The 20,686-nt window shown below is 37.1% G+C and carries 20 protein-coding genes and 2 tRNA genes; 5 read left to right on the forward strand and 17 right to left on the reverse strand.

Annotated features, from left to right (window positions below; all coding sequences use genetic code 11):
* Positions 1-120 precede the first annotated feature (120 nt).
* The 3 genes from modF (at position 121) to AB4J89_RS07795 (ending at position 3,808) form a co-directional block, all read left to right on the forward strand.
* Entirely contained in the window at positions 121-1,587 is a 1,467-nt protein-coding gene (gene modF / locus AB4J89_RS07785; protein ID WP_088493398.1) for a molybdate ABC transporter ATP-binding protein ModF, read from the forward strand.
* 389 nt (positions 1,588-1,976) lie between these two features.
* Positions 1,977-2,729 carry a 2,3-diphosphoglycerate-dependent phosphoglycerate mutase gene (gene gpmA, locus AB4J89_RS07790; RefSeq protein ID WP_036938379.1) on the forward strand — a complete coding sequence of 251 codons (753 nt, stop codon included), beginning with the start codon at positions 1,977-1,979 and terminating at the stop codon, positions 2,727-2,729.
* A 272-nt stretch (positions 2,730-3,001) separates the two neighbouring features.
* Complete coding sequence (locus AB4J89_RS07795) at positions 3,002-3,808, forward strand: tetratricopeptide repeat protein (protein WP_368468824.1); 807 nt, start codon at positions 3,002-3,004, stop codon at positions 3,806-3,808.
* A 78-nt stretch (positions 3,809-3,886) separates the two neighbouring features.
* Here the strand turns inward: AB4J89_RS07795 and aroG are convergent, their stop codons facing one another.
* The gene (gene aroG / locus AB4J89_RS07800; RefSeq protein WP_368468826.1) at positions 3,887-4,939 is read right to left on the reverse strand and encodes a 3-deoxy-7-phosphoheptulonate synthase AroG; all 1,053 of its coding nucleotides are present in this window, start codon (positions 4,937-4,939) and stop codon (positions 3,887-3,889) included.
* A gap of 243 nt (positions 4,940-5,182) precedes the next feature.
* Positions 5,183-5,911 (reverse strand): nicotinamide riboside transporter PnuC, encoded by a 729-nt coding sequence (pnuC, locus tag AB4J89_RS07805; protein WP_088493401.1) that lies wholly within the window; start codon positions 5,909-5,911, stop codon positions 5,183-5,185.
* A gap of 253 nt (positions 5,912-6,164) precedes the next feature.
* Here pnuC and AB4J89_RS07810 point away from each other — a divergent pair, with 253 nt between their 5' ends.
* Positions 6,165-7,052, forward strand: coding sequence for an aminoglycoside 6-adenylyltransferase (locus AB4J89_RS07810; protein WP_368468828.1), 888 nt, complete (start codon positions 6,165-6,167; stop codon positions 7,050-7,052).
* A 164-nt stretch (positions 7,053-7,216) separates the two neighbouring features.
* Here AB4J89_RS07810 and AB4J89_RS07815 read toward each other — a convergent pair.
* The 11 genes from AB4J89_RS07815 to AB4J89_RS07865 all read right to left on the reverse strand — a co-directional run bounded on the left by AB4J89_RS07815 (position 7,217) and on the right by AB4J89_RS07865 (position 15,012).
* A tRNA-Lys gene (locus AB4J89_RS07815) sits at positions 7,217-7,292 on the reverse strand.
* 31 nt (positions 7,293-7,323) lie between these two features.
* A tRNA-Lys gene (locus tag AB4J89_RS07820) sits at positions 7,324-7,399 on the reverse strand.
* A gap of 154 nt (positions 7,400-7,553) precedes the next feature.
* The gene (cpoB, locus tag AB4J89_RS07825) at positions 7,554-8,321 is read right to left on the reverse strand and encodes a cell division protein CpoB (protein WP_088493403.1); all 768 of its coding nucleotides are present in this window, start codon (positions 8,319-8,321) and stop codon (positions 7,554-7,556) included.
* 9 nt (positions 8,322-8,330) lie between these two features.
* Entirely contained in the window at positions 8,331-8,825 is a 495-nt protein-coding gene (gene pal, locus AB4J89_RS07830; protein ID WP_075672729.1) for a peptidoglycan-associated lipoprotein Pal, read from the reverse strand.
* A 45-nt stretch (positions 8,826-8,870) separates the two neighbouring features.
* Positions 8,871-10,166, reverse strand: coding sequence for a Tol-Pal system beta propeller repeat protein TolB (gene tolB / locus AB4J89_RS07835; protein ID WP_368468831.1), 1,296 nt, complete (start codon positions 10,164-10,166; stop codon positions 8,871-8,873).
* A gap of 142 nt (positions 10,167-10,308) precedes the next feature.
* Entirely contained in the window at positions 10,309-11,376 is a 1,068-nt protein-coding gene (gene tolA / locus AB4J89_RS07840; RefSeq protein WP_088493404.1) for a cell envelope integrity protein TolA, read from the reverse strand.
* A gap of 28 nt (positions 11,377-11,404) precedes the next feature.
* Entirely contained in the window at positions 11,405-11,830 is a 426-nt protein-coding gene (gene tolR / locus AB4J89_RS07845) for a colicin uptake protein TolR (RefSeq protein ID WP_023581195.1), read from the reverse strand.
* 22 nt (positions 11,831-11,852) lie between these two features.
* Positions 11,853-12,539, reverse strand: coding sequence for a Tol-Pal system protein TolQ (tolQ, locus tag AB4J89_RS07850; RefSeq protein WP_075672726.1), 687 nt, complete (start codon positions 12,537-12,539; stop codon positions 11,853-11,855).
* Positions 12,539-12,934: a tol-pal system-associated acyl-CoA thioesterase gene (gene ybgC, locus AB4J89_RS07855; RefSeq protein ID WP_006537646.1), complete on the reverse strand. Its 396-nt coding sequence runs from the start codon at positions 12,932-12,934 to the stop codon at positions 12,539-12,541. Before ybgC ends, tolQ begins: the two co-directional genes overlap by 1 nt.
* Before the next feature lie 310 nt (positions 12,935-13,244).
* Complete coding sequence (locus AB4J89_RS07860) at positions 13,245-13,652, reverse strand: DUF4440 domain-containing protein (protein ID WP_088493406.1); 408 nt, start codon at positions 13,650-13,652, stop codon at positions 13,245-13,247.
* Positions 13,642-15,012: an MFS transporter gene (locus AB4J89_RS07865; protein WP_368468834.1), complete on the reverse strand. Its 1,371-nt coding sequence runs from the start codon at positions 15,010-15,012 to the stop codon at positions 13,642-13,644. The genes AB4J89_RS07860 and AB4J89_RS07865 overlap by 11 nt, the downstream gene beginning before the upstream one ends.
* A gap of 89 nt (positions 15,013-15,101) precedes the next feature.
* Between AB4J89_RS07865 and AB4J89_RS07870 the strand changes: the two genes are divergently transcribed.
* Positions 15,102-15,989, forward strand: a complete 888-nt coding sequence (locus tag AB4J89_RS07870) for a LysR family transcriptional regulator (protein ID WP_088493408.1) — start codon at positions 15,102-15,104, stop codon at positions 15,987-15,989.
* 104 nt (positions 15,990-16,093) lie between these two features.
* Here AB4J89_RS07870 and ybgE read toward each other — a convergent pair whose 3' ends face one another.
* From ybgE to cydA, 4 genes are read right to left on the reverse strand one after another with little or no spacing between them, the layout of a single operon-like run.
* Positions 16,094-16,378: a cyd operon protein YbgE gene (gene ybgE, locus AB4J89_RS07875; RefSeq protein ID WP_075672722.1), complete on the reverse strand. Its 285-nt coding sequence runs from the start codon at positions 16,376-16,378 to the stop codon at positions 16,094-16,096.
* A complete protein-coding gene (cydX, locus tag AB4J89_RS07880; RefSeq protein WP_088493409.1) occupies positions 16,378-16,491 on the reverse strand; it encodes a cytochrome bd-I oxidase subunit CydX in 114 nt (37 codons plus the stop codon). Before cydX ends, ybgE begins: the two co-directional genes overlap by 1 nt.
* Before the next feature lie 12 nt (positions 16,492-16,503).
* Complete coding sequence (gene cydB / locus AB4J89_RS07885) at positions 16,504-17,661, reverse strand: cytochrome d ubiquinol oxidase subunit II (RefSeq protein WP_088493410.1); 1,158 nt, start codon at positions 17,659-17,661, stop codon at positions 16,504-16,506.
* A 14-nt stretch (positions 17,662-17,675) separates the two neighbouring features.
* The gene (gene cydA / locus AB4J89_RS07890) at positions 17,676-19,244 is read right to left on the reverse strand and encodes a cytochrome ubiquinol oxidase subunit I (RefSeq protein WP_088493411.1); all 1,569 of its coding nucleotides are present in this window, start codon (positions 19,242-19,244) and stop codon (positions 17,676-17,678) included.
* Between the last annotated feature and the right edge of the window lie 1,442 nt (positions 19,245-20,686).

The following is a 20,686-nucleotide window of genomic DNA, read 5'->3' on the forward strand; positions in this document are numbered from 1 at the left end:
TAGGTGTATAAGACTTTTGGAAAAAGTTCTTTCAGCAAATATTGACAAGTTTCTATTAACCCTATATTGCTAGATACTTAACTTGCACTTAGCTTACATTAAAAAATAAGGCTAATAATAATGAAACACTTACAACTCAACAAAACACAATTTCGCTTAAGCGATAAACTCTGTTTACAAATTGACAATTTAGCCATAAATGAAGGCGAAAGTTGGGCATTTGTAGGCAGCAATGGAAGTGGCAAAACCGCCTTAGCAAACGCATTATGCCAAGAAGGTATTTTGCTCTCTGGTGAGTTTATCAGCACATTTTCTCGTCCAATTAGTCTCTCTTTTGAAAAACTGCAAAAAATGATTGAAGAAGAATGGCGTCGGAATAACACAGATTTATTAAGTGAAGGTGAAGAAGATACTGGCCTAACCGTTGCTCAAGTTATTCAAATGCAGGTTAAAGATGATGACAGATGCTTTTTACTAGCAAAGCAATTTGGTGTTGAATACCTTTTATCAAGACGTTTTAAATATCTATCTACAGGTGAATCTCGAAAAATATTGCTTATTCAACTTTTAATGAATAAACCTGATTTAATCATTTTAGATGAGCCTTTTGATGGGTTAGATGTTGATTCTCGCCGTGCTTTAAATGAATTGTTAACACTATTACATCAACAAAATCTGACTATCGTACTCATTCTAAATCGTTTTAATGATATTCCTGATTTTATTCAGTATGCAGGTCTACTCATTAATTGCGAATTAGTCGCCAACGGTGAGAAAGAACAGGTTTTATCTGACTCTGTTATTGGGCAATTATCTCACAGTGAAACTCTTGAAAATCTCACATTACCTGAACAAGATTCGCCTGATGCCATTCCTCAATTATCACCGACACTTTCCCCTATCGTGCTAAAAGATGGAGTAGTGAGCTATAACGATAAACCTGTTCTTCACCATTTAAGCTGGGAGGTAAAACCTCAGCAACATTGGCAGATTTTAGGCCCTAATGGTGCAGGAAAATCGACATTATTAAGTTTAATTACGGGCGATCACCCTCAGGGCTACAGCAATGACTTAACGCTATTTGGTCGTAAAAGAGGAAGTGGTGAAACAGTATGGGAAATTAAACGCCATATTGGTTATGTCAGTAATGCCTTACATCAGAGTTACCGTGTTTCTTCAACGGTAAAAAATGTCATTATTTCAGGTTTTCATGACTCTATTGGCATTTATCAAGCGATTACAGATAAACAGCTAAAACTTGCTGATGAATGGTTAGCGTTAATTGGTTTAACTGCACATGCTAATCATCCATTTCATGCCTTATCTTGGGGTCAGCAACGCTTAGTGTTAATTGTTAGAGCATTAGTTAAACACCCTACCTTACTTATTCTTGATGAGCCGTTGCAAGGATTAGACACAACGAACCGGCTCTTAGTACAGCGTTTTATTGATATCATGATAAGCCACAGCAATACGCAACTTTTGTTTGTGAGCCACCATCAAGAAGATGCGCCATCATGTATTACTCATCGATTGACTTTTATTAAAGAAGGCGAAATTTATCGTTACCAGCAAGAAATTTGTTAAATGTTTATTTTTACTGTCATAATCAGGGCAATGATTTTAGAAATTAACGCTAAACTTAGGTCTGAATTTTTATTTAAATCGACATTTTCTTGCTTATTATTTGAACAATAATAAATAAAGAATGTGTCGTTTTTACAGGCGCTATTTTCGTCTATTTTTTATACAAAACGGATATTTTGTTTTTTTACGCCGATCCCGCTAGATTAATAGCTTGAACGATTAAGCAAAAGGTGTGACAACTGTGCAATAATTCATCGAACAAACGACATTTTTGACTTAATCCCCCTTGTTTTGTCACTTATGTTTGGCGTTCTTGTCGATGATCCATATAATGATTGAAGTGCTAATTTTAAACTTATATTAAGAAAGTAATTATAGGAGTCTAAACTATGGCAGTAACTAAGCTTGTGCTAGTTCGACACGGTGAAAGTGTATGGAACAAAGAAAACCGTTTTACAGGCTGGACTGACGTTGAGCTGTCCGAAAAAGGCCGTAATGAAGCGCAAGAAGCAGGTAAACTGCTGAAAGCTGAAGGTTTCGTTTTTGACTATGCATATACTTCTGTTCTGAAACGCGCAATTCACACCCTGTGGAACATTCTTGATCAAGTTGATCAACAATGGCTGCCAGTTGAAAAATGCTGGAAATTAAACGAACGTCATTACGGTGCTCTGCAAGGCTTAAACAAAGCTGAAACTGCTGAAAAATACGGTGACGAGCAAGTTAAACAATGGCGTCGTGGTTTTGCTATCACTCCACCAGAATTAACTAAAGACGATGAACGTTTCCCAGGTAAAGATCCTCGTTATGCATCTTTAACTGCGGCAGAACTGCCATTAACAGAAAGCCTAGCATTAACTATCGACCGTGTAACACCATACTGGGAAGAAGTTATCAAACCACGTGTTGCTTCTGGTGAGAAAGTTATTATTGCAGCTCACGGTAACTCACTGCGTGCTCTGGTTAAATACCTAGACAACATGAGCGAAGACGAAATTCTTGAGCTGAATATCCCAACAGCTGTACCTTTAGTTTACGAATTTGATGAAAACATGAAACCAATCAAACGTTACTACTTAGGTAATGCTGACGAAATCGCAGCAAAAGCAGCCGCTGTTGCTAACCAAGGTAAAGCGAAGTAATTTTGCTTTAAATCTATTAATTTAGGTTTATATGATAAATACCGCTAGAAATAGCGGTATTTTTTATATTAAATTTCTAAATTTCAATTTTTTCATATTACTTTTTATTTTATATAAAAAATATAATATTTAACTCGATAGTATTAATTAAAAAATATTAAATTATCACTTACAGTTATTAAATATATTGTCACCATTGGATTTTAAGTCATTTAATTATTTATAAATATAAAACGCTTATAACAAACGCATATTAAAATAGGGATATTAATATGAAATTAAAAATAGTTACCATTCTATTTATTATTATTATGTTTATAATAATGTTTGTTTTATTTCCGTTTAAGGAGGATAAAATAAATGATCCTTCTCCATCTCTATTTAAACAAAGCCTTTCACATTATCAGCTTTACTTAGGCGATATTTATTTTGATAAGAATGATAAAAACAAAGCCCGCAAATTTTATTTATTATCTGCTTATAACGAGAATGCGGAGGCTCAAGCAAAAATAGGTTTTTTCTACATGAAAGGAGATCTTTTTTTTCCAAAAGATTATGAAATAGCAATAGAATGGTTATTAAAATCAGCAGATAAAAATAACCCTCGAGCACAAACATATATTGCTTATCTGTATAGTAAAGGTCTTGGTGTAGAAAAAAACATTAAAATATCTATGAGCTGGTATTTAAAATCTGCAGCTCAAGGATTTGGGATGGCTCAAAATAATCTTGGTGTTCTATATTTTGAAGGAAATGATGTTATTCAAGATTATCAACAAGCAATGGAATGGTATTTAAAAGCAACTAGTAATGGATACATTAAAGCAAACAATAATATTGCTTATTCATATCAACATGGCTTAGGAGTTGATCAGGATTATCAGAAGGCAATGACCTTCTATTTAAAGGCGGCTGAAGATAATGATCCCTCAGCTATTTATAATATCGGTTATTTATATGAAAAAGGATTGGGTGTCATTGCTGACAAAGAAAAAGCATGTGAATGGTATCAAAAGTCATATGAGCTTGGGTTTAAACCCGCTAAATTCAGACTTGATCTATTAAAGATACATGACTAACTTATTTTCTTTTTCATAAAAAAATACCGTTGATTAATTATCAACGGTATTACAGTTTATGTATTAAGATAATATCAGTTAACCGCGACGAGTAACAACCGCATCTGCTAGTTGGCGTAGCAGTATTTCAGTATCATCCCAACCAATACAAGCATCGGTGATACTTTTACCGTAAACCAAAGGTTCACTGCTTTCTAATGATTGGCTACCTTCCACTAAATGACTCTCAATCATAACGCCGATTAATGCTTTTTCACCTGAGCTAATTTGTTGGCAAATATCAGCACCAACTTCCATTTGTTTCTCAAATTTCTTGCAACTATTGGCGTGACTGAAGTCAACCATCACGTTTTGTGGTAAACCTGCTTTTTTAAGCCCTTCTTTTACCGCTGCTACATGTTCAGCGCTGTAATTTGGTTCTTTACCACCACGTAAAATAATGTGGCAATCACCATTACCTGCTGTGCGCACAATGGCTGAATGGCCCCATTTAGTGACAGAAAGAAAACAGTGTGGCGATCCCGCAGCATTGATTGCATCAATAGCAACTTTAATGGTTCCATCTGTGCCATTTTTAAAACCAACAGGACAAGACAAACCAGACGAAAGCTCACGGTGTACTTGAGATTCTGTAGTACGAGCACCAATTGCACCCCAACTCATTAAATCAGCAACATATTGAGGCGTTATCATATCTAAAAACTCGCCAGCTGTTGGCAAGCCACTATCGTTGATAGTTAATAAAAGATTACGAGCAATACGTAAACCTTCATTAATATCAAAGGTATGATCCATATGAGGATCATTAATTAAACCTTTCCAGCCTACTGTTGTACGTGGTTTTTCAAAATAAACACGCATAACAATTTCAAGTTTATCTTTAAGCTCTTCTCTAATAAGACTTAAACGTTGCGCATACTCCAACGCAGCTTTTGGATCATGAATAGAACAAGGTCCAATTACCACTAATAGACGATCATCTTTTCCTGCTAGGATTTGATGAATAGCTTCACGGGCATGACGAACTGTAAAAGCCGCATTATCAGTTGCTGGAAACTTTTCCAATAAAGCAACTGGCGGTAAGAGTTCATTAATTTGTGTTATTTTAAGGTCATCATTTTGATAATTCATTCCCGTGTATCCACTCTATGTTATCTAGTCAATGTTATTATTGCTTTTCCAATCTAACCATTCATTTTCTATCTGTAAACACCCTTTCAACCTAAAGCACCTATAGTCATCTTTCTAAAAATTTCAACATAAAGGGAAATAGCGCACTTAAGCAAAATAATGATTCAAAATTGCGTTAAGGATAAGAATAAAAATAATGAATAGTAAGGCTGGAGAGAAAGATAACTCTGCCAGCCTTTTTTATTAGGAGAGATAATTATTTCTGCTAGAGCGTTTTGCTGTTTTGATCCACAAACGAGAACCATTAATAGCGATAGCCAGTAAGATAATATATTCAACAGACATTGCATAAACGCCTTGTTTGTAGAATATAACAATACTAATCACATTAATGACTGACCAAACTAGCCAGTTTTCAACTAATTTTCGCGTCATTAAGATCATCGCTACAATAGAAAGAACCGTCATTGTAGAGTCCCAGAATGGGTAAGCATCAGGTTCAAGAACTGGTGTGGCCAAACTTGCGCCAAAGACATTTAATATATCAACAGCAACAACGGCTAAATAACCAAATACAGTATCAATATTAAAAGTAAGAGCAGCAATAGCCGCTATCGAAACAACGATTAAGAAGAGACGATGACTCGATTTCAACCAACGTATTCTCAGCGTAGCTTGTTCAAAGTCATTCACTCTGCTCCATGCATACCATCCATAAATATTAGCGGCAAAGAAAAATATTTGAAGGAGTAAGCTTGCGTATAGCTGAATTTGGAAAAAAATAATGGCAAACAAGGTGACATTAATAAGTCCAAATAAATAGTTGATAATTTTTTCCTGGCTTGCAAGCCAAATACACAATAGACCAGCGATGGTGCCAACAGCTTCAATCCATGAGAGTGGATATCCACCGTCTCCGAGTGGGATATTGACTAAAATATTATTGATACTAAACCAACTCATCACATCCATTTTTACAACCCCGACTTAATCATAGAAAAAACAAAGAAAATATGGGTTATTGCGACATCTTTGCAAAGTAGTAAAGATATATTATAAATTCATATTTATAATGGTACTTAGTTTTTAATATTAAACATTATGTTTCTGATCTAGAAAAATAACAAACAAATGTTTTATTTACTAAACAAATTATTCTAATTTTACTTTTTAAACAATAAAAACGACAAATAACTTTATTACATTTTACTTATTAGAGAGAAATATGGAGCCAACAACACGTTTAATCGATCGCATGCTATCTTTTGCTCTCCTCGATCCTAGAATTGAGGCTGTAGTACTAACAGGATCGTTAGGACGCAATAGAAAGATAGACAGTTATTCTGATATTGATATAGAGCTTATCGGTTATGGTGCGACAGAGCTCGCAAAAAACCAACATTGGTTATCACAATTCGGTGATGCTCTTGTCAGCTTACAGTTGGAGTGTGAAGATCCCAAAAGTAAGTTTTGGCCTATTTATTTACATGTTTTAGCTCAAGGTCGCAAAATGGATATTATGATGGCAGAGCCTGAGCGTATTTTTAATATGAAAACAGAAGGACTTAGCCCAGTTTACCAGCGTGGATATCAAATCTTACTTGATAAAACGAGTTTATGTGACGGGCTTCCTGAAATTAGCACTATAACGCCTCCTACGCTTTCAAAAGAGCAGGCATGTAACAATGCTCAAGAATTCTGGTTTGAGGCGACACAAGTCGCTATAGCCATTCTACGTCATGAATTTTGGTCTGCTAATTATCGTATGAATGATATGCGTGAATGGCTGATAGCATTACTTGAACAAGTTGCGCTGCTCGATACCCCAACACAAGATGTTTGGTATCAAGGGAAAAACTTAAAAGAATGGCTACCTAAATTTTATTCATTGCGTTTATTGGAAAGTACTCTTGCAATGAGTACTCCCTATGAAGCGGCAGCAACACTTTCAATTATGATGGCATTTTTTCTTGATGCATCGAAACGCCTCAATCACCCTATTGATGTAGCAATAAAAACGCAAGAATTAGTCAGTGATTGGTTAATCGATAATGAATTTTTGACTGAAAATGAATACACCCAAATCACGTCATCAATTATTTGTCATTACTGATCTGAATGTCATTTTAGATTAGGGCTAGGTAGTTTTTTCAATTTTGAGAAAACTATCTTCATTGTTTAATAAAGCAATGAATTTCACTATCAAAAGAGGAGAAAGGTTACTAAGAATTTATTTATTGTTTAAAGGATGGTAGATATGCAGGGAGAGGTTTGAAATGGTGGGTCGTGGGCGATTCGAACGCCCGACCAATTGATTAAAAGTCAACTGCTCTACCGACTGAGCTAACGACCCATTTCAATAAAAACGGATTGGTATTCGAAAATGGTGGGTCGTGGGCGATTCGAACGCCCGACCAATTGATTAAAAGTCAACTGCTCTACCGACTGAGCTAACGACCCTTTTTCGAACTCGCCACATTCTCTGTGGCAACGGCGGGTAATAATACTGATTTAATGTTTTTGTGCAACGTTTTTTTTCAAAAAAAAGTTCAACCGTTGAAAAAACAATCATTTAACCCCGAAAATGCAACATTTTACATTACGGGGTCAATAATTAGAGTGTTCCTAGCTGCTTTTGCGCTAATTTAGCGCCAGCGCTATTTGGATATTGCTTAATCACTTGTTGGTAAACAGCTTTAGCATTATCTTTTTGCCCTTTCTCTTGCATGATCAAACCAATTTTATAAAAGGCTTCACTTGCTTTTTGAGATTTTGGATAGTTTTTAACAACGATAGCAAATGTGCTTGCAGCCTGATCCTTATTACCTTTTAGATAATACATCTGACCCAACCAAAATTGTGCATTTGATTGATAGCTAGACTTTGGATAGTTATTGATAAAGTTGTTTAATTCAACAATTGCCTTATCGTAATCTTTAGAATTCAATACGATATCAATTGCTGCATTATAATCGGCCTTCTCATCACCTTGTCCTGAGCTAGTTGCAGCAGGTGGTGTTGAAGAAGCAGTATTATCAGGTTGAGTGGCTTCTGTTGATGTTGAAGCTCCGCCACCAAGGCTATCTAACTGTTGATAGATATTACGTTGGCGTTCAACAACTTGATTTAACTGATATTGATTTTCCTGAATTTGACCACGTAACATATCAATATCACGCTGAGAATCAGCGAGTTGTTGCTGTAATTGGGTCAAAAGCTGGCTGTGAGCATTTGAAAAACGCTCAAGTTGGGCGAGTCGTTCATCGGTCGAACCTGAACCGATATTACTGATTGGCGCTTGGGCAATAGCGGCTACTGGAGCCGCTACGCCAACCAGTAACAACAGACTCATCAAGAAAGGTCTGAAGTTACTGTTGTTCATGCCGTTCTCTTAGTAATCCAGTACTGCACGACGGTTTTTCGCGTAAGCGGCTTCGTCATGACCCAGTACAGCTGGTTTTTCTTTACCGTAAGAAACGATTGACAGTTGATCAGCTGATACGCCTTTACCTTGCAGGTACATTTTCACAGCGTTAGCACGACGTTCGCCCAGAGCGATGTTGTATTCTGGAGTACCGCGTTCGTCAGCATGACCTTCTACAGTGATACGTACTGATGGATTTGCACGCAGGAATGCAGCGTGTGCGTCTAACAGGTTAGCGTAGTCTGAGCTAATGTCATATTTGTCAAAACCGAAGTAAACGATGTTTTGTTGTTTCAGTTGTTCTAATTGCTGACGTGCTAATTCTTCAGCAGTAGGACCTTGTTCAACAACTGGTACATTGTTTGTATCAGCTTGATCGTCGTTTTTGTTTGAGCTACATGCTGCAACAGCAACGAGTGGTAATGCTAACATCAACCCTTTAAACACTTTGTTTAATTGCATCTCTATTTGTTCCTTTATTTGTTTGCCATACATAATTTTTATGCATCACATAAACGGTGACCAGGCAGGTGATTTAACCTGACCATCAGTCGCCGGAAGACGCGCTTTGAAACGTCCATCAGTCGATACTAGCTGCAAAATGGTGCCTAAGCCTTGTGTAGAGCTGTAAATAACCATTGTGCCGTTAGGCGCGATGCTTGGCGTTTCATCCAGAAACGTATCTGTTAGATATTGTACGGAATTCGTTTCCAGATCCTGCTTAGCGATATGTTGCCTACCGCTTTCAGAACTCACCATGACTAAGAAACTACCATCTGGGCTTACTGCTGGGTTTTGGTTTTGTTTACCTTCCCAAGTAATACGCTCTGGTGTTCCACCGTTAATATTAACCTTGTAAATTTGTGGACGTCCACCTTGATCTGAAGTATAGACCAAAGTTTGTCCATCTGGCATCCAAGTTGGCTCGGTATTATTACTTCTGCCATTGGTTACCTGTGTCATATTCCCACTCGCTAAATCCATAACATACAGATTTAAGCTACCGCTCTTAGAAAGAGCAAATGCAAGTTTAGAACCATCAGGTGAAAACGAAGGTGCACCATTATGTCTTGGGAATGATGCAATTTGACGAATTTCACCTGTTGCTAATGTTTGTACTACTAAAGCAGATTGACCACTTTCAAAAGTTACATATGCTAGTTTAGCACCATCTGGCGACCATGCTGGTGACATTAATGGCTGTGATGAACGATAAACACGATCTTGGTTAAATCCATCATAATCTGAAACGCGCAATTCATAAGGATATGCGCCACCATTTGTCACAACAACATAAGCAATACGTGTACGGAATGCACCACGAATACCCGTCAGTTTTTCAAAAACTTCATCACTAGCGGTATGAGCAGAGTAACGTAACCATTTAGATGGCACTTTAAACTCACTTTGAGATAAAACTGCCCCCGGTGAGCCAGCAACATCCACTAACTGATAGCTAACTAAATATTGACCATCCGCTGATGGTTGCACACGTCCCACAACAACAGAGTCAATCCCTAATGCAGTCCAAAGTGCAGGTTGGACTTCAGAAGCAGTAACCGGTTGTTGAGGTATACGAGATACATCAATCGGATTGAATTTTCCGCTATTTCGTAAATCAGCTGCAATGATACCAGCAACATCTTCTGGCATTTGACCAGTACCTTCCCATTTAAAAGGAACGACACCGATAGGGCGTGCAGTATTCACCCCTTGAGTAATTTCAATTCGAACTTCAGCGTTAGCCAGAGTGGTTACGCATAAAATTAAAAGTCCGAAAATAACATTTAATGCCTGCTTCATCATGTCTCCCTTTTATTATTGCGGTTATTACGCAATAACGCACAGAATAGTAACAAACGCTTTTCAACAACACCATACAACGCATCAATAACATTCTAAAATAGCTATAAATTAGTGTATGTTTTCCTACAATCAGACAGTTTTATGGTTTAAACTCAATTACTGATGATTTTACTTGCTCGTAAACATCTTTCGGTGGCTTAGGTAATTTAGCGGTATTCGCTGCTCTTAATGCCACTTGACATAAAGAAGGATCGCCTCCTACAACCTTCGCACTGATTAACAAGCCATCAGGTGCAATACTGACTTTTAGTTCACAAGTTCGCCCTTTATACAACTCAGGGTCAATAAACTTCTGTTCAATAGCCGTTTTCACTTGTCCAATATAAGTAGCAACACCTGCATTATTGGCACCAGTGCGATTTCCACCGCCTTGACCAGCTGCAGCTGCACCGCTTTGTTTGTTACCATCAGCCATTAAACCATCAAGTAAACTATCTACTGCTTTACTTTGCTGTTGTGCTGCGGCTTTTGCTTTAGCCTCTGCTGCGGCTTTGGCTTTTGCCTCTGCAGCTGCTTTTGCTTTAGCATCCGCTTCAGCTTTCGCTTTTGCATCGGCCTCTGCTTTGGCTTTAGCATCTGCTTCAGCTTTAGCTTTCGCCTCTTCCGCTTTTTGTTTCGCTGCTAAATCGGCTTGTTTTTTTGCTTCGGCTTCAGCTTGTTGTTTAGCGTCAGCTTGTTCTTTTAAGATGCGATCACGCTCTGCTTTCGCTTGCGCGGCCGCTTCTTCTGCAACTTTTTGTTCTTCTTTTGCTTTCGCAGCAGCTAATGCAGCTTCACGTTTTTGAGCTTCTGCCGCCTCTTTCGCTTGTAAACGTTCAACTTCTAACGTTTTCAAACGTTCTTGTTCTTTCATTTGTTGCTGACGCAACTCTTCTTCTTGTTGCTCTGCACGCTCTTTACGCACTTGCTCGGCTTTTTGGACATTAGCTTGTTGCGCTTTCTGCTGGTTATACTGTTGCACCACAGCATTAGGATCGACCATAATAGCATCAATAACTTGCCCGTCTTCTCCACCGCCACCACCTAAATCCCATTTCTGAGTTAATGACCCCCAGATAAGCAATGCGATAACGAGTAAATGCAAGGCGGTAGACAAGATAACTGAACCGCTCAATTTACTTCGGATTGGTTTCGTCTTCTTTCCCACGCTATCATCCAAACTTATTTCAACCTAATTACATAGGTTGAGTCATTAAACCTACAGATTTAACACCTGCTTGACGTAACATGTTGAGCGCTTTAATTATCTCATCATAAGGAACATCTTTAGCACCGCCAATAAGAAATACAACTTTCGGATTTTTTTCCAATTGTCGTTTGGCTTCAGCCATAATCTGTTCTTGTGGTAATAATTCTAATACTTCCTGATCAACACGAATGTTGTATTGCCCAACACCTGCAACTTCGACAATCACAGGAGGGTTATCGCTACTTGAAACAGTTTGTGTCTCTGTTGCTTCAGGAAGATCAACCTCAACACTTTGCGAGATAATAGGTGCCGTTGCCATAAAAATAAGTAACAACACTAATAATACGTCTAGCAAAGGAACAATGTTAATCTCTGATTTTACGCCTCGGCGGCTACTGCGACCCCGTGCCATCAGCTCTCTCCTTCTGCGTTAACTATTTCTTTTCTGCGGAGGCAAAAGCTTGGCGATGTAAAATCGTCAGGAACTCTTCCATAAAGTTATCGTAACTTTGTTCCAGTTTATTTACACGCTGCGTAAACCGGTTATAAGCCATAACTGCGGGGATTGCCGCAAATAAACCGATAGCTGTTGCAATCAGAGCTTCAGCAATGCCGGGTGCGACCATTTGTAATGTTGCTTGTTTAACACTACCTAATGCAATAAATGCGTGCATGATCCCCCAGACTGTACCGAACAGACCAATATATGGGCTGATAGAACCGACAGTACCAAGGAAAGGAATATGATTTTCTAGAGATTCTAATTCACGATTGAAAGAGACACGCATTGCCCTTGATGCACCATTAACAACTGCATCAGGCGCATGAACGCTTGCTTGATGCAAACGTGCAAACTCTTTAAAGCCAGAATGAAAAATCTGCTCTGAGCCAGATAACTCATCACGACGAGCTTGGCTATCTTTATATAAACGTGCCAAATCAGTACCTGACCAGAATTTATCTTCAAAATCTGCAGCTTCACGATCGGCGGCATTCAGAACTTTAGTTCGCTGAATAATAATCGCCCAAGATGCAATAGAAAATCCGATTAAAAGCAACATGATCAACTTGACTAAAAGCCCCGCTTTTAGGAAGAGATCGATAACATTCATGTCAGCCACTACTTAAACTCCGCGATAATGGACTTAGGAAGCGCTACTGGCTTCATTTTTGATGAATCTACGCAGACAACGAGCACTTCTGCGCTACACAATACACAACCATCTTCATTAATAATCTTTTGAGAAAATGTCATTGAAGCACCACGCAATGTGGTAATTTCACTTTCTACTTGCAAAAGATTATCAAGTCGAGCTGGCGCAATATATTCTATTGATAATTTACGTACAACAAATACAACATGATCATACTCCCGTAAATCATGCTGATGAAAACCTTTTTCTCTGAGTAGTTCAGTTCTAGCGCGTTCAAAATATTTCAGATAACTGGCGTGATAAACAACACCACCGGCATCAGTATCTTCATAATAAACACGAACAGGCCAAAGAAACTGCATATTACCTCCCTTACATTTCCCGAGTTAAGTCCATAAATAATGTAGTTATAAGTTACCTAACTATACTTAAGAGGTCGCTCTAAGGGAATCGTAGTAACGTAAAGAATAGAAAACGCAGTTTTCAGCCGCCAATCATAAACTCTTCTTTGCAACACGCAATATGCTTTGTGCTCTGAATAGAAAAAATATTTTTATTAAGACAGCATAAAAATGCTTGCTAATTAGAAATTCATAGATTGTCTTATTTAGTAGTATTATTTTTAATGACAGAAAAAAACCAGTTAAAAAACTGGTTTTTCATATAAATCAATCAATTATTTGAGATTGGGGTTTCATGAAGATAGTGCCACTGCCAACACTCATCATGAGAATTGCGTCTCAATAACACCACAGATTCACGCATAAGAATTTTCTTATTTTCACTGTGTGTTTCTTGATATCTGACAAGCGCCAAACAATCAGACTGATAAATTATTTTATAATCGTCCGTTTTTATTTTCAGACTACTTCTTTTTCCTGCATTTTGTCTGAACATCGCGATAACGTCATCATAACTCACTGCTTTTCCACTGATCCCTACCATTGAAAACTCTTGAGATAAAAGATTTTCTATTTTTGTAATGGCATCGACTGATAAGGGATATTGCGTAAAAACCGTTTCAATCTCATCATGCAAAGATTTAATGCTTTCTATAATTGAGTCAGTATTAAAATTCATCTTGTATTTCCTGTGTAATAACTTTTTTCTTTAGTGTAAATAATAAAGTAAGAGGTAATATGCCTATCAACGCACATATTAAAAAAGTCATGCTATAAGCTGTTTGTGGTAAACAAAAAAGAGAAAGAATATTAAATAACATAGCAACCATAGTTGCCCCGACACTAAAAACAACTTGTCTATTAATATTCCAAATAACACTTGCTTGAACTAATTTTTGTGCACCGAAATCATACAACGCCGTGGTTTGTGCGGTGTTAGCGCCAATCCCGCCACCTACGCCGATAATTAGATAAGCAATAATAAGTAATGGAATATCGCTACTGCTATTTACAAATGTTAATAAAGAAATACCAATACTGTGTAATAGCAATGCAATAATAAATAAACGTTTCATCCCTAATTTATTATAAAGCGCACCACTTATTGTCATTGAAATAAAAGCACCTAGTGCATACAACAACATAAAAATACCTGTACCTTGACCTGTAAATTTTAAATATTGTTGTAAATAGAAAATAGCGAGAATATTTATTCCAGTAAAAACACCGGGAATACAGTAATAAATAAAAATAGAGAGTGATAGATTTCTATTTTTTAATAATGCTAAATTAATAACTGGTGATGAATGGTGTCGATAATGGTAATAGTAAAGTACAGCAAAAATTATTGAGAATACGGCAATCGCTAAAGCGAGTAATGTTGAGTGGTATTCGCCATAAGCAGATAACGCGAATAACCCAGATACAATGATCAGACTAATAAGAATGATACCTTTAATATCAGGCATAGCGTTTTCTTTAGGTAAAGGCTCTTTTACCCAGATAAAAGCTAGAAATGCGGTTAATAATGAGAATGGAATATTGCTATAAAAAACCCAACGCCACGAAACAACATCAACAATAAATCCACCTAATGTCGGCGATATTGCAGGTGCAATTAAGGCTATTGCCATAATTAGCGTAGAGATTTTGCTTCTCTCATGTCCTTGAAAATATTGAAAAGTTAATGCTTGCCCAATTGGGATTAACAATCCACCACTCACGCCTTGAATAAAGCGCCAAAAAATAAGCTCACTAAAAGAGTGAGAGTATCCAACTAATGCAACGGATAAGCTAAACATCAACATTGACGTTACCATCAATGCTTTAATTCCAAAACGTTGAGATAACCAGTGGCTCAATGGAATAATTAACGTTAATCCCAAAATATAACTATTTGAAACCCATGTAACAGAAACGATAGAGATCTGCATATCATCGGCAATTGCAGGTAATGCAATGGCTGACATAAAAATATTAATACAATCTATAAAGAAACCCAGCAAAAATATAGATGCAATTCGATAGCGGTAAGTCATAAAAATCCTCCGCGCATAGAGTACGGAAGATTGACGAATTTCGTCTATCTGACAAAATAGAATTTATTGTTTAATCAGAGTAAACAATCATGCAAAACCAAATTGATCGAATTCGCTCTTTTATTGCTGTTGTTGATACTGGATCATTTACTCAAGCCGCAAAATATTTACGCCTTAGTAAATCGATGGTAAGTATTCATATCAAAGCGTTAGAAACAGAATTGGATGTGTCATTACTCAATCGTAATACTAGACGATTCTCACTCACTGAAACAGGTGAAATGCTTTATCAAGATTTCCGCCTCGTGTTAAGTCAGTTAGAACAAACATTAGATAAGGCACGATTAGGACAACAAGAATTACAGGGATCGTTGCGATTAAGTTCGACTGCGGAATTTGGTGAACACTATATTTTGCCGTTACTTAATCAATTTATGCAATTACACCCAAAGCTAAAAGTACAGTATGCGTTTAATTCTTCTATTGAAGATTTAATAAATCATAAACTTGATCTCGCGATCCGCCTCGGCACATTGAAAGACAGTAATTACCGATCTACAAAGCTGGCTGATTATGAGATAAGTTTAGTTATCTCTCCTGATTTATTGCAGAAGTTCTCAATAAAAGCTATCGATGACTTGAGTGCTATTCCTTATTTAGCAAATAGTAATTTACGTCAAAGTAAACTTTCATCATCTTCAGAATTTAATACCCTACTCTCTCAGTTAGCTCAAGATGCTTATTTTGAAACCAATACCATTGCGGCATTAAAAAAAATGGTACTCGCGCACTCTGGGATGACTATTTTGCCTCATTGGTACATTCAGCAAGAGTTATTAGAAAAAAAATTAGTTGTGCTATTCCCTGAAGTTTCCCTGTTAACGCAATCCGTTAATATTATTTTCCCTTATAGCGAATATATCCCAAGAAAAACACGTCTTTTTATTGATTACTTAAAAGAAAATATCCAGCTATAACGCTAGATGTGTGAGGGAATTTAGAAGAAAAATTTAGAAGAAATAGTTAGAAGATAAAATACCTTATTTCTTTCTCATGCACTGAGCAGAAATAAGGTATTTTCTTAGAAGAAAAAGTAACTTAGCCCAACAACTAAAATAATAATTGCAGGGATTGGATGTAATAAACATTTTGCTACAACATGTTTAGGGCGAAATGCTAGACCAAAAGTTGCGCCAGCACACACAGACCAAATAAGAAGGATGCCTTGCCAAATTGCAAGTGAACTAGTGTTCGCTGCAAATCGGCTAGGGTCCCACATGACACAAAATGCCATTACCAACGCCATGATTAAAACAAGAGCCCTAATAGGGCCCTTGTCTAGTAGTTGGTAGCTTTTATCCAACATTATTCTTCACTTGCTGAAGTTTTTTTCGCTTCAGCGTGCTCGAAAGCCAGTCCTGCGATCACCGCAATACTACAAGCGAAGAGCGTTCCGAGAAGCCATGCAAAATACCACATTCTCTATGCTCCTTAGTACAGAGTATGATTATTGCCTTCGATAAATTTCTTATCGAGGCGACCATGCATTTTCCAGTAACACCAGATAGTGTAAAGGAGAACGATAGGTACGAAGATAATCGCAACAACTGTCATTACCTGAAGAGTAAACAGGCTAGAAGTTGCATCCCACATTGTTAAGCTCACATCTGGGAAAGTGCTTGAAGGCATCACAAATGGGAACATAGTCACACCACAAGTTAAGATGACACAAGCAATTGTCAGTGAAGTGAACAGGAATGCCCAACCACCTTTATTTGCTTTAGTAGCAACAATCGCTAGTAATGGAGATAACAGGCCTAAGGCCGGCAATGCCCATAATACTGGATAGTTGTTGTAATTAGTCATCCAAGCACCCGCTTCATGAGAAACGGTTTTCAGTAGTGGAGATGATGGACCTGCTGTATCAATAGCGCTTGTAATAATAAAGCCATCGATACCATAGATTAACCACACACCTGCTAATGCGAATGCGATGAAAGTAATTAATGAGGTAATGTAAGTTGTTTTACGAGTACGCTCATGTAATTCACCAGTAGTACGCATTTGAAGATAACTTGCACCATGTGCAACAATCATCATTAAGCTAACCACACCTGCTAGTAAACCATATGGGTTTAACAGACTTAACAGGTTAATCAGCGCATTAGTCGTGCCGTTATAAGATACACGTTGCATGCTATCGACTTCTAATGGAACACCTTGTAACAGGTTACCAAAAGCAACACCGATAACTAATGGTGGAACGAAGCTACCAATAAAGATACCCCAATCCCACATACCACGCCATTTTGGAGATTCTAGTTTAGAACGGTAGTCAAAACCGACTGGACGGAAGAATAATGCCGCCAATACGAAGATCATACCAAAATAGAAACCAGAGAATGCCGCAGCATAAACCATTGGCCATGCAGCGAATAATGCACCACCTGCTGTGATTAACCAGACTTGGTTACCATCCCAGTGAGGTGCAACAGAGTTAATCAAAATACGGCGTTCAGTGTCATCTTTCGCGATAACGCGCAATAACACACCGACACCCATATCAAAACCGTCAGTGACTGCAAAGCCAATCAGTAAGATACCAATCAGTAGCCACCAAACAAATCGCAATACTTCATAATCAAACATAGTGGACTCCTGTGTTACTTACTTTGTGCAGAAGAAGCGTTCTTCTGTTCAAAGTGATAGCGACCCGTCTTCAGGCTACTAGGCCCAAGGCGACCAAATTTGAACATCAGGAACATTTCGGCAACTAAGAACAGAGTATACAGACCACAGATAAGACCCATAGATACTAGGATATCAGCCTGTGTCAGTGAAGAAGTTGCTACAGCCGTAGGCAGGATTTCACCAATCGCCCATGGTTGACGTCCATATTCTGCAACAAACCAACCTGCTTCAACTGCGATCCATGGTAATGGAATACTAAACAGTGCAGCACGCAGTAACCATTTGTAGTTACCAATACGGTTAGACAGAACAGTCCAGAAGGAAATCGCAACAACCAGTAACATCAAGAAGCCAGCGGCAACCATGATACGGAATGACCAGAACAGTGGCGCGACATTAGGAATAGTATCTTTTGCAGCAGATTTGATTTGCTCTTCTGTTGCATCAACAACCTTATCAGTATAACGCTTCAGTAATAAGCCATAGCCTAAATCTTGTTTAGCGTCATTAAATGCAGCACGAATAGCAGGATCAGTATTACCTGAACGCAGTTCGCTTAATAATTCGTAAGCTTTCATACCGTTACGAATACGAACTTCATGCTGACTCATCAGATCATTAAGACCTAATACAGGCGTATCGAAAGAACGCGTTGCAATAATCCCCATCACATAAGGAATTTGTAATGCAAACGAGTTTTCCATTTTTTCTTGATTAGGGAATGCAATCAGATTAAATGCAGCTGGAGCCGCTTCTGTATGCCATTCACCTTCAATTGCAGCCAGTTTGGTTTTTTGTACGTCACCCATTTCGTAACCAGATTCATCACCCAGCACGATAACAGATAATACAGCTGCGATACCAAAAGTAGCGGCAACTGCGAAAGAACGTTTTGCAAAACCGATGTCACGACCTTTGAGCAGGTAGTAAGAGCTGATACCCAGAACAAAGAATGCACCAGTACAGTAACCAGCAGCGACGGTGTGAACAAATTTAACTTGAGCGACAGGGTTTAAAACCAGATCAGCAAAACTCAACATTTCCATTCGCATGGTTTCAAAGTTGAAGTCTGCAGCGACAGGGTTTTGCATCCAACCATTCGCAACAAGTATCCACAGTGCAGAGAAGTTAGAACCGAAAGCAACTAACCAAGTTACCATCAAGTGCTGCTTCTTACCTAAGCGATCCCAGCCAAAGAAGAACAATCCGACGAAAGTTGATTCTAAGAAGAACGCCATCAGACCTTCGATTGCTAAAGGCGCACCGAAGATATCACCGACGTAATGAGAGAAATATGACCAGTTAGTACCAAATTGGAACTCCATGGTCAACCCAGTTGCGACACCCAGAGCAAAGTTAATACCGAATAACTTACCCCAGAACTTTGTCATATCTTTGTAAACTTGTTTACCCGACAGAACATATATCGTTTCCATGATTGCCAGCATAAACGCCATACCTAACGTTAACGGGACAAACAGGAAGTGATACATCGCTGTTAAGGCAAACTGTAACCGTGACAGTTCGACAATATCAAACATCTTGACTCCTTGCTCCTAGCAGGAAGACACCGACTTGCGGCAACCCGACTTTATTAAATTATAAAGCCTCATAACTACCAGCAATAAATGCCTCTAAAAACAACAACGAATATTAAAGACCAAAAACACAATACCTTACAAATAGTACGCTTATATTTACATATAATAAATATATTTTGCGTGACCCAGATTTGAATTCTGAGCTTAGGTCAACAATACGACTTTTAGGTTTGTAACAGCATATTTGATCGTGTGCCAATTTAAGCATATTCAGAAATTTTTGCCACAATTAATAACTTGACCCACATCAAAAAAACACTTTAATGTTAACTAGTTGCGAATAAATTACCCAATAGTTACCATTGTGTTAATGCAATGTTGTTTTTATTTTTAAGTGTAATTTACCTCCTTATATTTTCCATAATAAAATTAACTTTTTATTTTCATAAAAGACTTAAAAATAAACACTTTTAATTGTGTTTTATTAATTTTAATATTAATTCCATTCTTTTGCAGGTAAATAATAAATATTTTAAAAAAATAATCTATTAATTAATAAGTTGAAATTTACAAAAATGTAAATATAAAAAAACACTCTTAATTATTTTATCCAATAAAGATACATTAAAAGTCTAATCTTGATTATCAACTTCTAATATTATTTATTTTTTTATTTCTTTTTTATTCTAGATAAATGAAGTGCAATAAATCTGTATTTAACAAATAAAACGTAAACCCATTATTAATATAAAAAATATATTACCATTAAATTCAATGAGATAGCAAAAAATGAATAAGTCATTTATTGAACACAGCAAGAAAAAGTAACAAAATTTTTTATTGAATTTTTGCATTTAAACAAAGTGTTTTTCAAGATACTACCCAACTTCTTATTATCAATTCTTACAGTGATAAGGAGATCATTATTCCCCTTTAATCGTCATTTTGATGTTCTAACATAATAAAAAGATATATTTTACTATCAAAGCGCTTCCCTCCCCTCTTTTTAACGCATCCATTAACATGTTTAAAAGTCTATCTCCTTAGTAAAAATCAGTGTTACAGCGTGATCCTTGTATAAATTTAAAGCTAATTATTACGATATTTATAGAAGTACCTATATTGAGAACAGCACAAAATAAGTGTTCATTTTTTCTTGTTAACACTCTTTTTTACTAAAAACATGCATTTAAAATATTATTTTTAACAATTCAGGGTATCTATTCATAGCTTATATCATTACTTTTAGACGCCACAAGAAAGTTAATAAATAGAGAAATGATGTTTCGCATACAGATCAATTTTCAAAAAAGACAATATAAAACAGCTTATTAGAATAAATTCAGGTGGGATATTAATGCGTTAATGACAATAATAGCTATTGATATAGCCTTTTAAATGAAACTAGAAATAAAAAATGCCAGCTCTTTTTTAGAAACTGG

This window comes from Proteus sp. STS61-E (genome assembly GCF_040932335.1).
Lineage (GTDB): Bacteria > Pseudomonadota > Gammaproteobacteria > Enterobacterales > Enterobacteriaceae > Proteus > Proteus mirabilis_B.

Bases quoted from the DNA above. Each gene is read 5' to 3' on its own strand.
- AB4J89_RS07860 (WP_088493406.1), bottom strand. From the start codon at position 13,652: ATGAATTTTAATACTGACTCAATTATAGAAAGCATTAAATCTTTGCAT.
- cydA (WP_088493411.1), bottom strand. From the start codon at position 19,244: ATGTTTGATATTGTCGAACTGTCACGGTTACAGTTTGCCTTAACAGCG.
- ybgE (WP_075672722.1), bottom strand. From the start codon at position 16,378: ATGTTGGATAAAAGCTACCAACTACTAGACAAGGGCCCTATTAGGGCT.
- tolR (WP_023581195.1), bottom strand. From the start codon at position 11,830: ATGGCACGGGGTCGCAGTAGCCGCCGAGGCGTAAAATCAGAGATTAAC.
- AB4J89_RS07870 (WP_088493408.1), top strand. From the start codon at position 15,102: ATGCAAAACCAAATTGATCGAATTCGCTCTTTTATTGCTGTTGTTGAT.
- AB4J89_RS07795 (WP_368468824.1), top strand. From the start codon at position 3,002: ATGAAATTAAAAATAGTTACCATTCTATTTATTATTATTATGTTTATA.
- modF (WP_088493398.1), top strand. From the start codon at position 121: ATGAAACACTTACAACTCAACAAAACACAATTTCGCTTAAGCGATAAA.
- cydB (WP_088493410.1), bottom strand. From the start codon at position 17,661: ATGTTTGATTATGAAGTATTGCGATTTGTTTGGTGGCTACTGATTGGT.
- tolB (WP_368468831.1), bottom strand. From the start codon at position 10,166: ATGAAGCAGGCATTAAATGTTATTTTCGGACTTTTAATTTTATGCGTA.
- aroG (WP_368468826.1), bottom strand. From the start codon at position 4,939: ATGAATTATCAAAATGATGACCTTAAAATAACACAAATTAATGAACTC.
- AB4J89_RS07865 (WP_368468834.1), bottom strand. From the start codon at position 15,012: ATGACTTACCGCTATCGAATTGCATCTATATTTTTGCTGGGTTTCTTT.
- pal (WP_075672729.1), bottom strand. From the start codon at position 8,825: ATGCAATTAAACAAAGTGTTTAAAGGGTTGATGTTAGCATTACCACTC.
- cpoB (WP_088493403.1), bottom strand. From the start codon at position 8,321: ATGAACAACAGTAACTTCAGACCTTTCTTGATGAGTCTGTTGTTACTG.
- AB4J89_RS07810 (WP_368468828.1), top strand. From the start codon at position 6,165: ATGGAGCCAACAACACGTTTAATCGATCGCATGCTATCTTTTGCTCTC.
- ybgC (WP_006537646.1), bottom strand. From the start codon at position 12,934: ATGCAGTTTCTTTGGCCTGTTCGTGTTTATTATGAAGATACTGATGCC.
- pnuC (WP_088493401.1), bottom strand. From the start codon at position 5,911: ATGGATGTGATGAGTTGGTTTAGTATCAATAATATTTTAGTCAATATC.
- cydX (WP_088493409.1), bottom strand. From the start codon at position 16,491: ATGTGGTATTTTGCATGGCTTCTCGGAACGCTCTTCGCTTGTAGTATT.
- gpmA (WP_036938379.1), top strand. From the start codon at position 1,977: ATGGCAGTAACTAAGCTTGTGCTAGTTCGACACGGTGAAAGTGTATGG.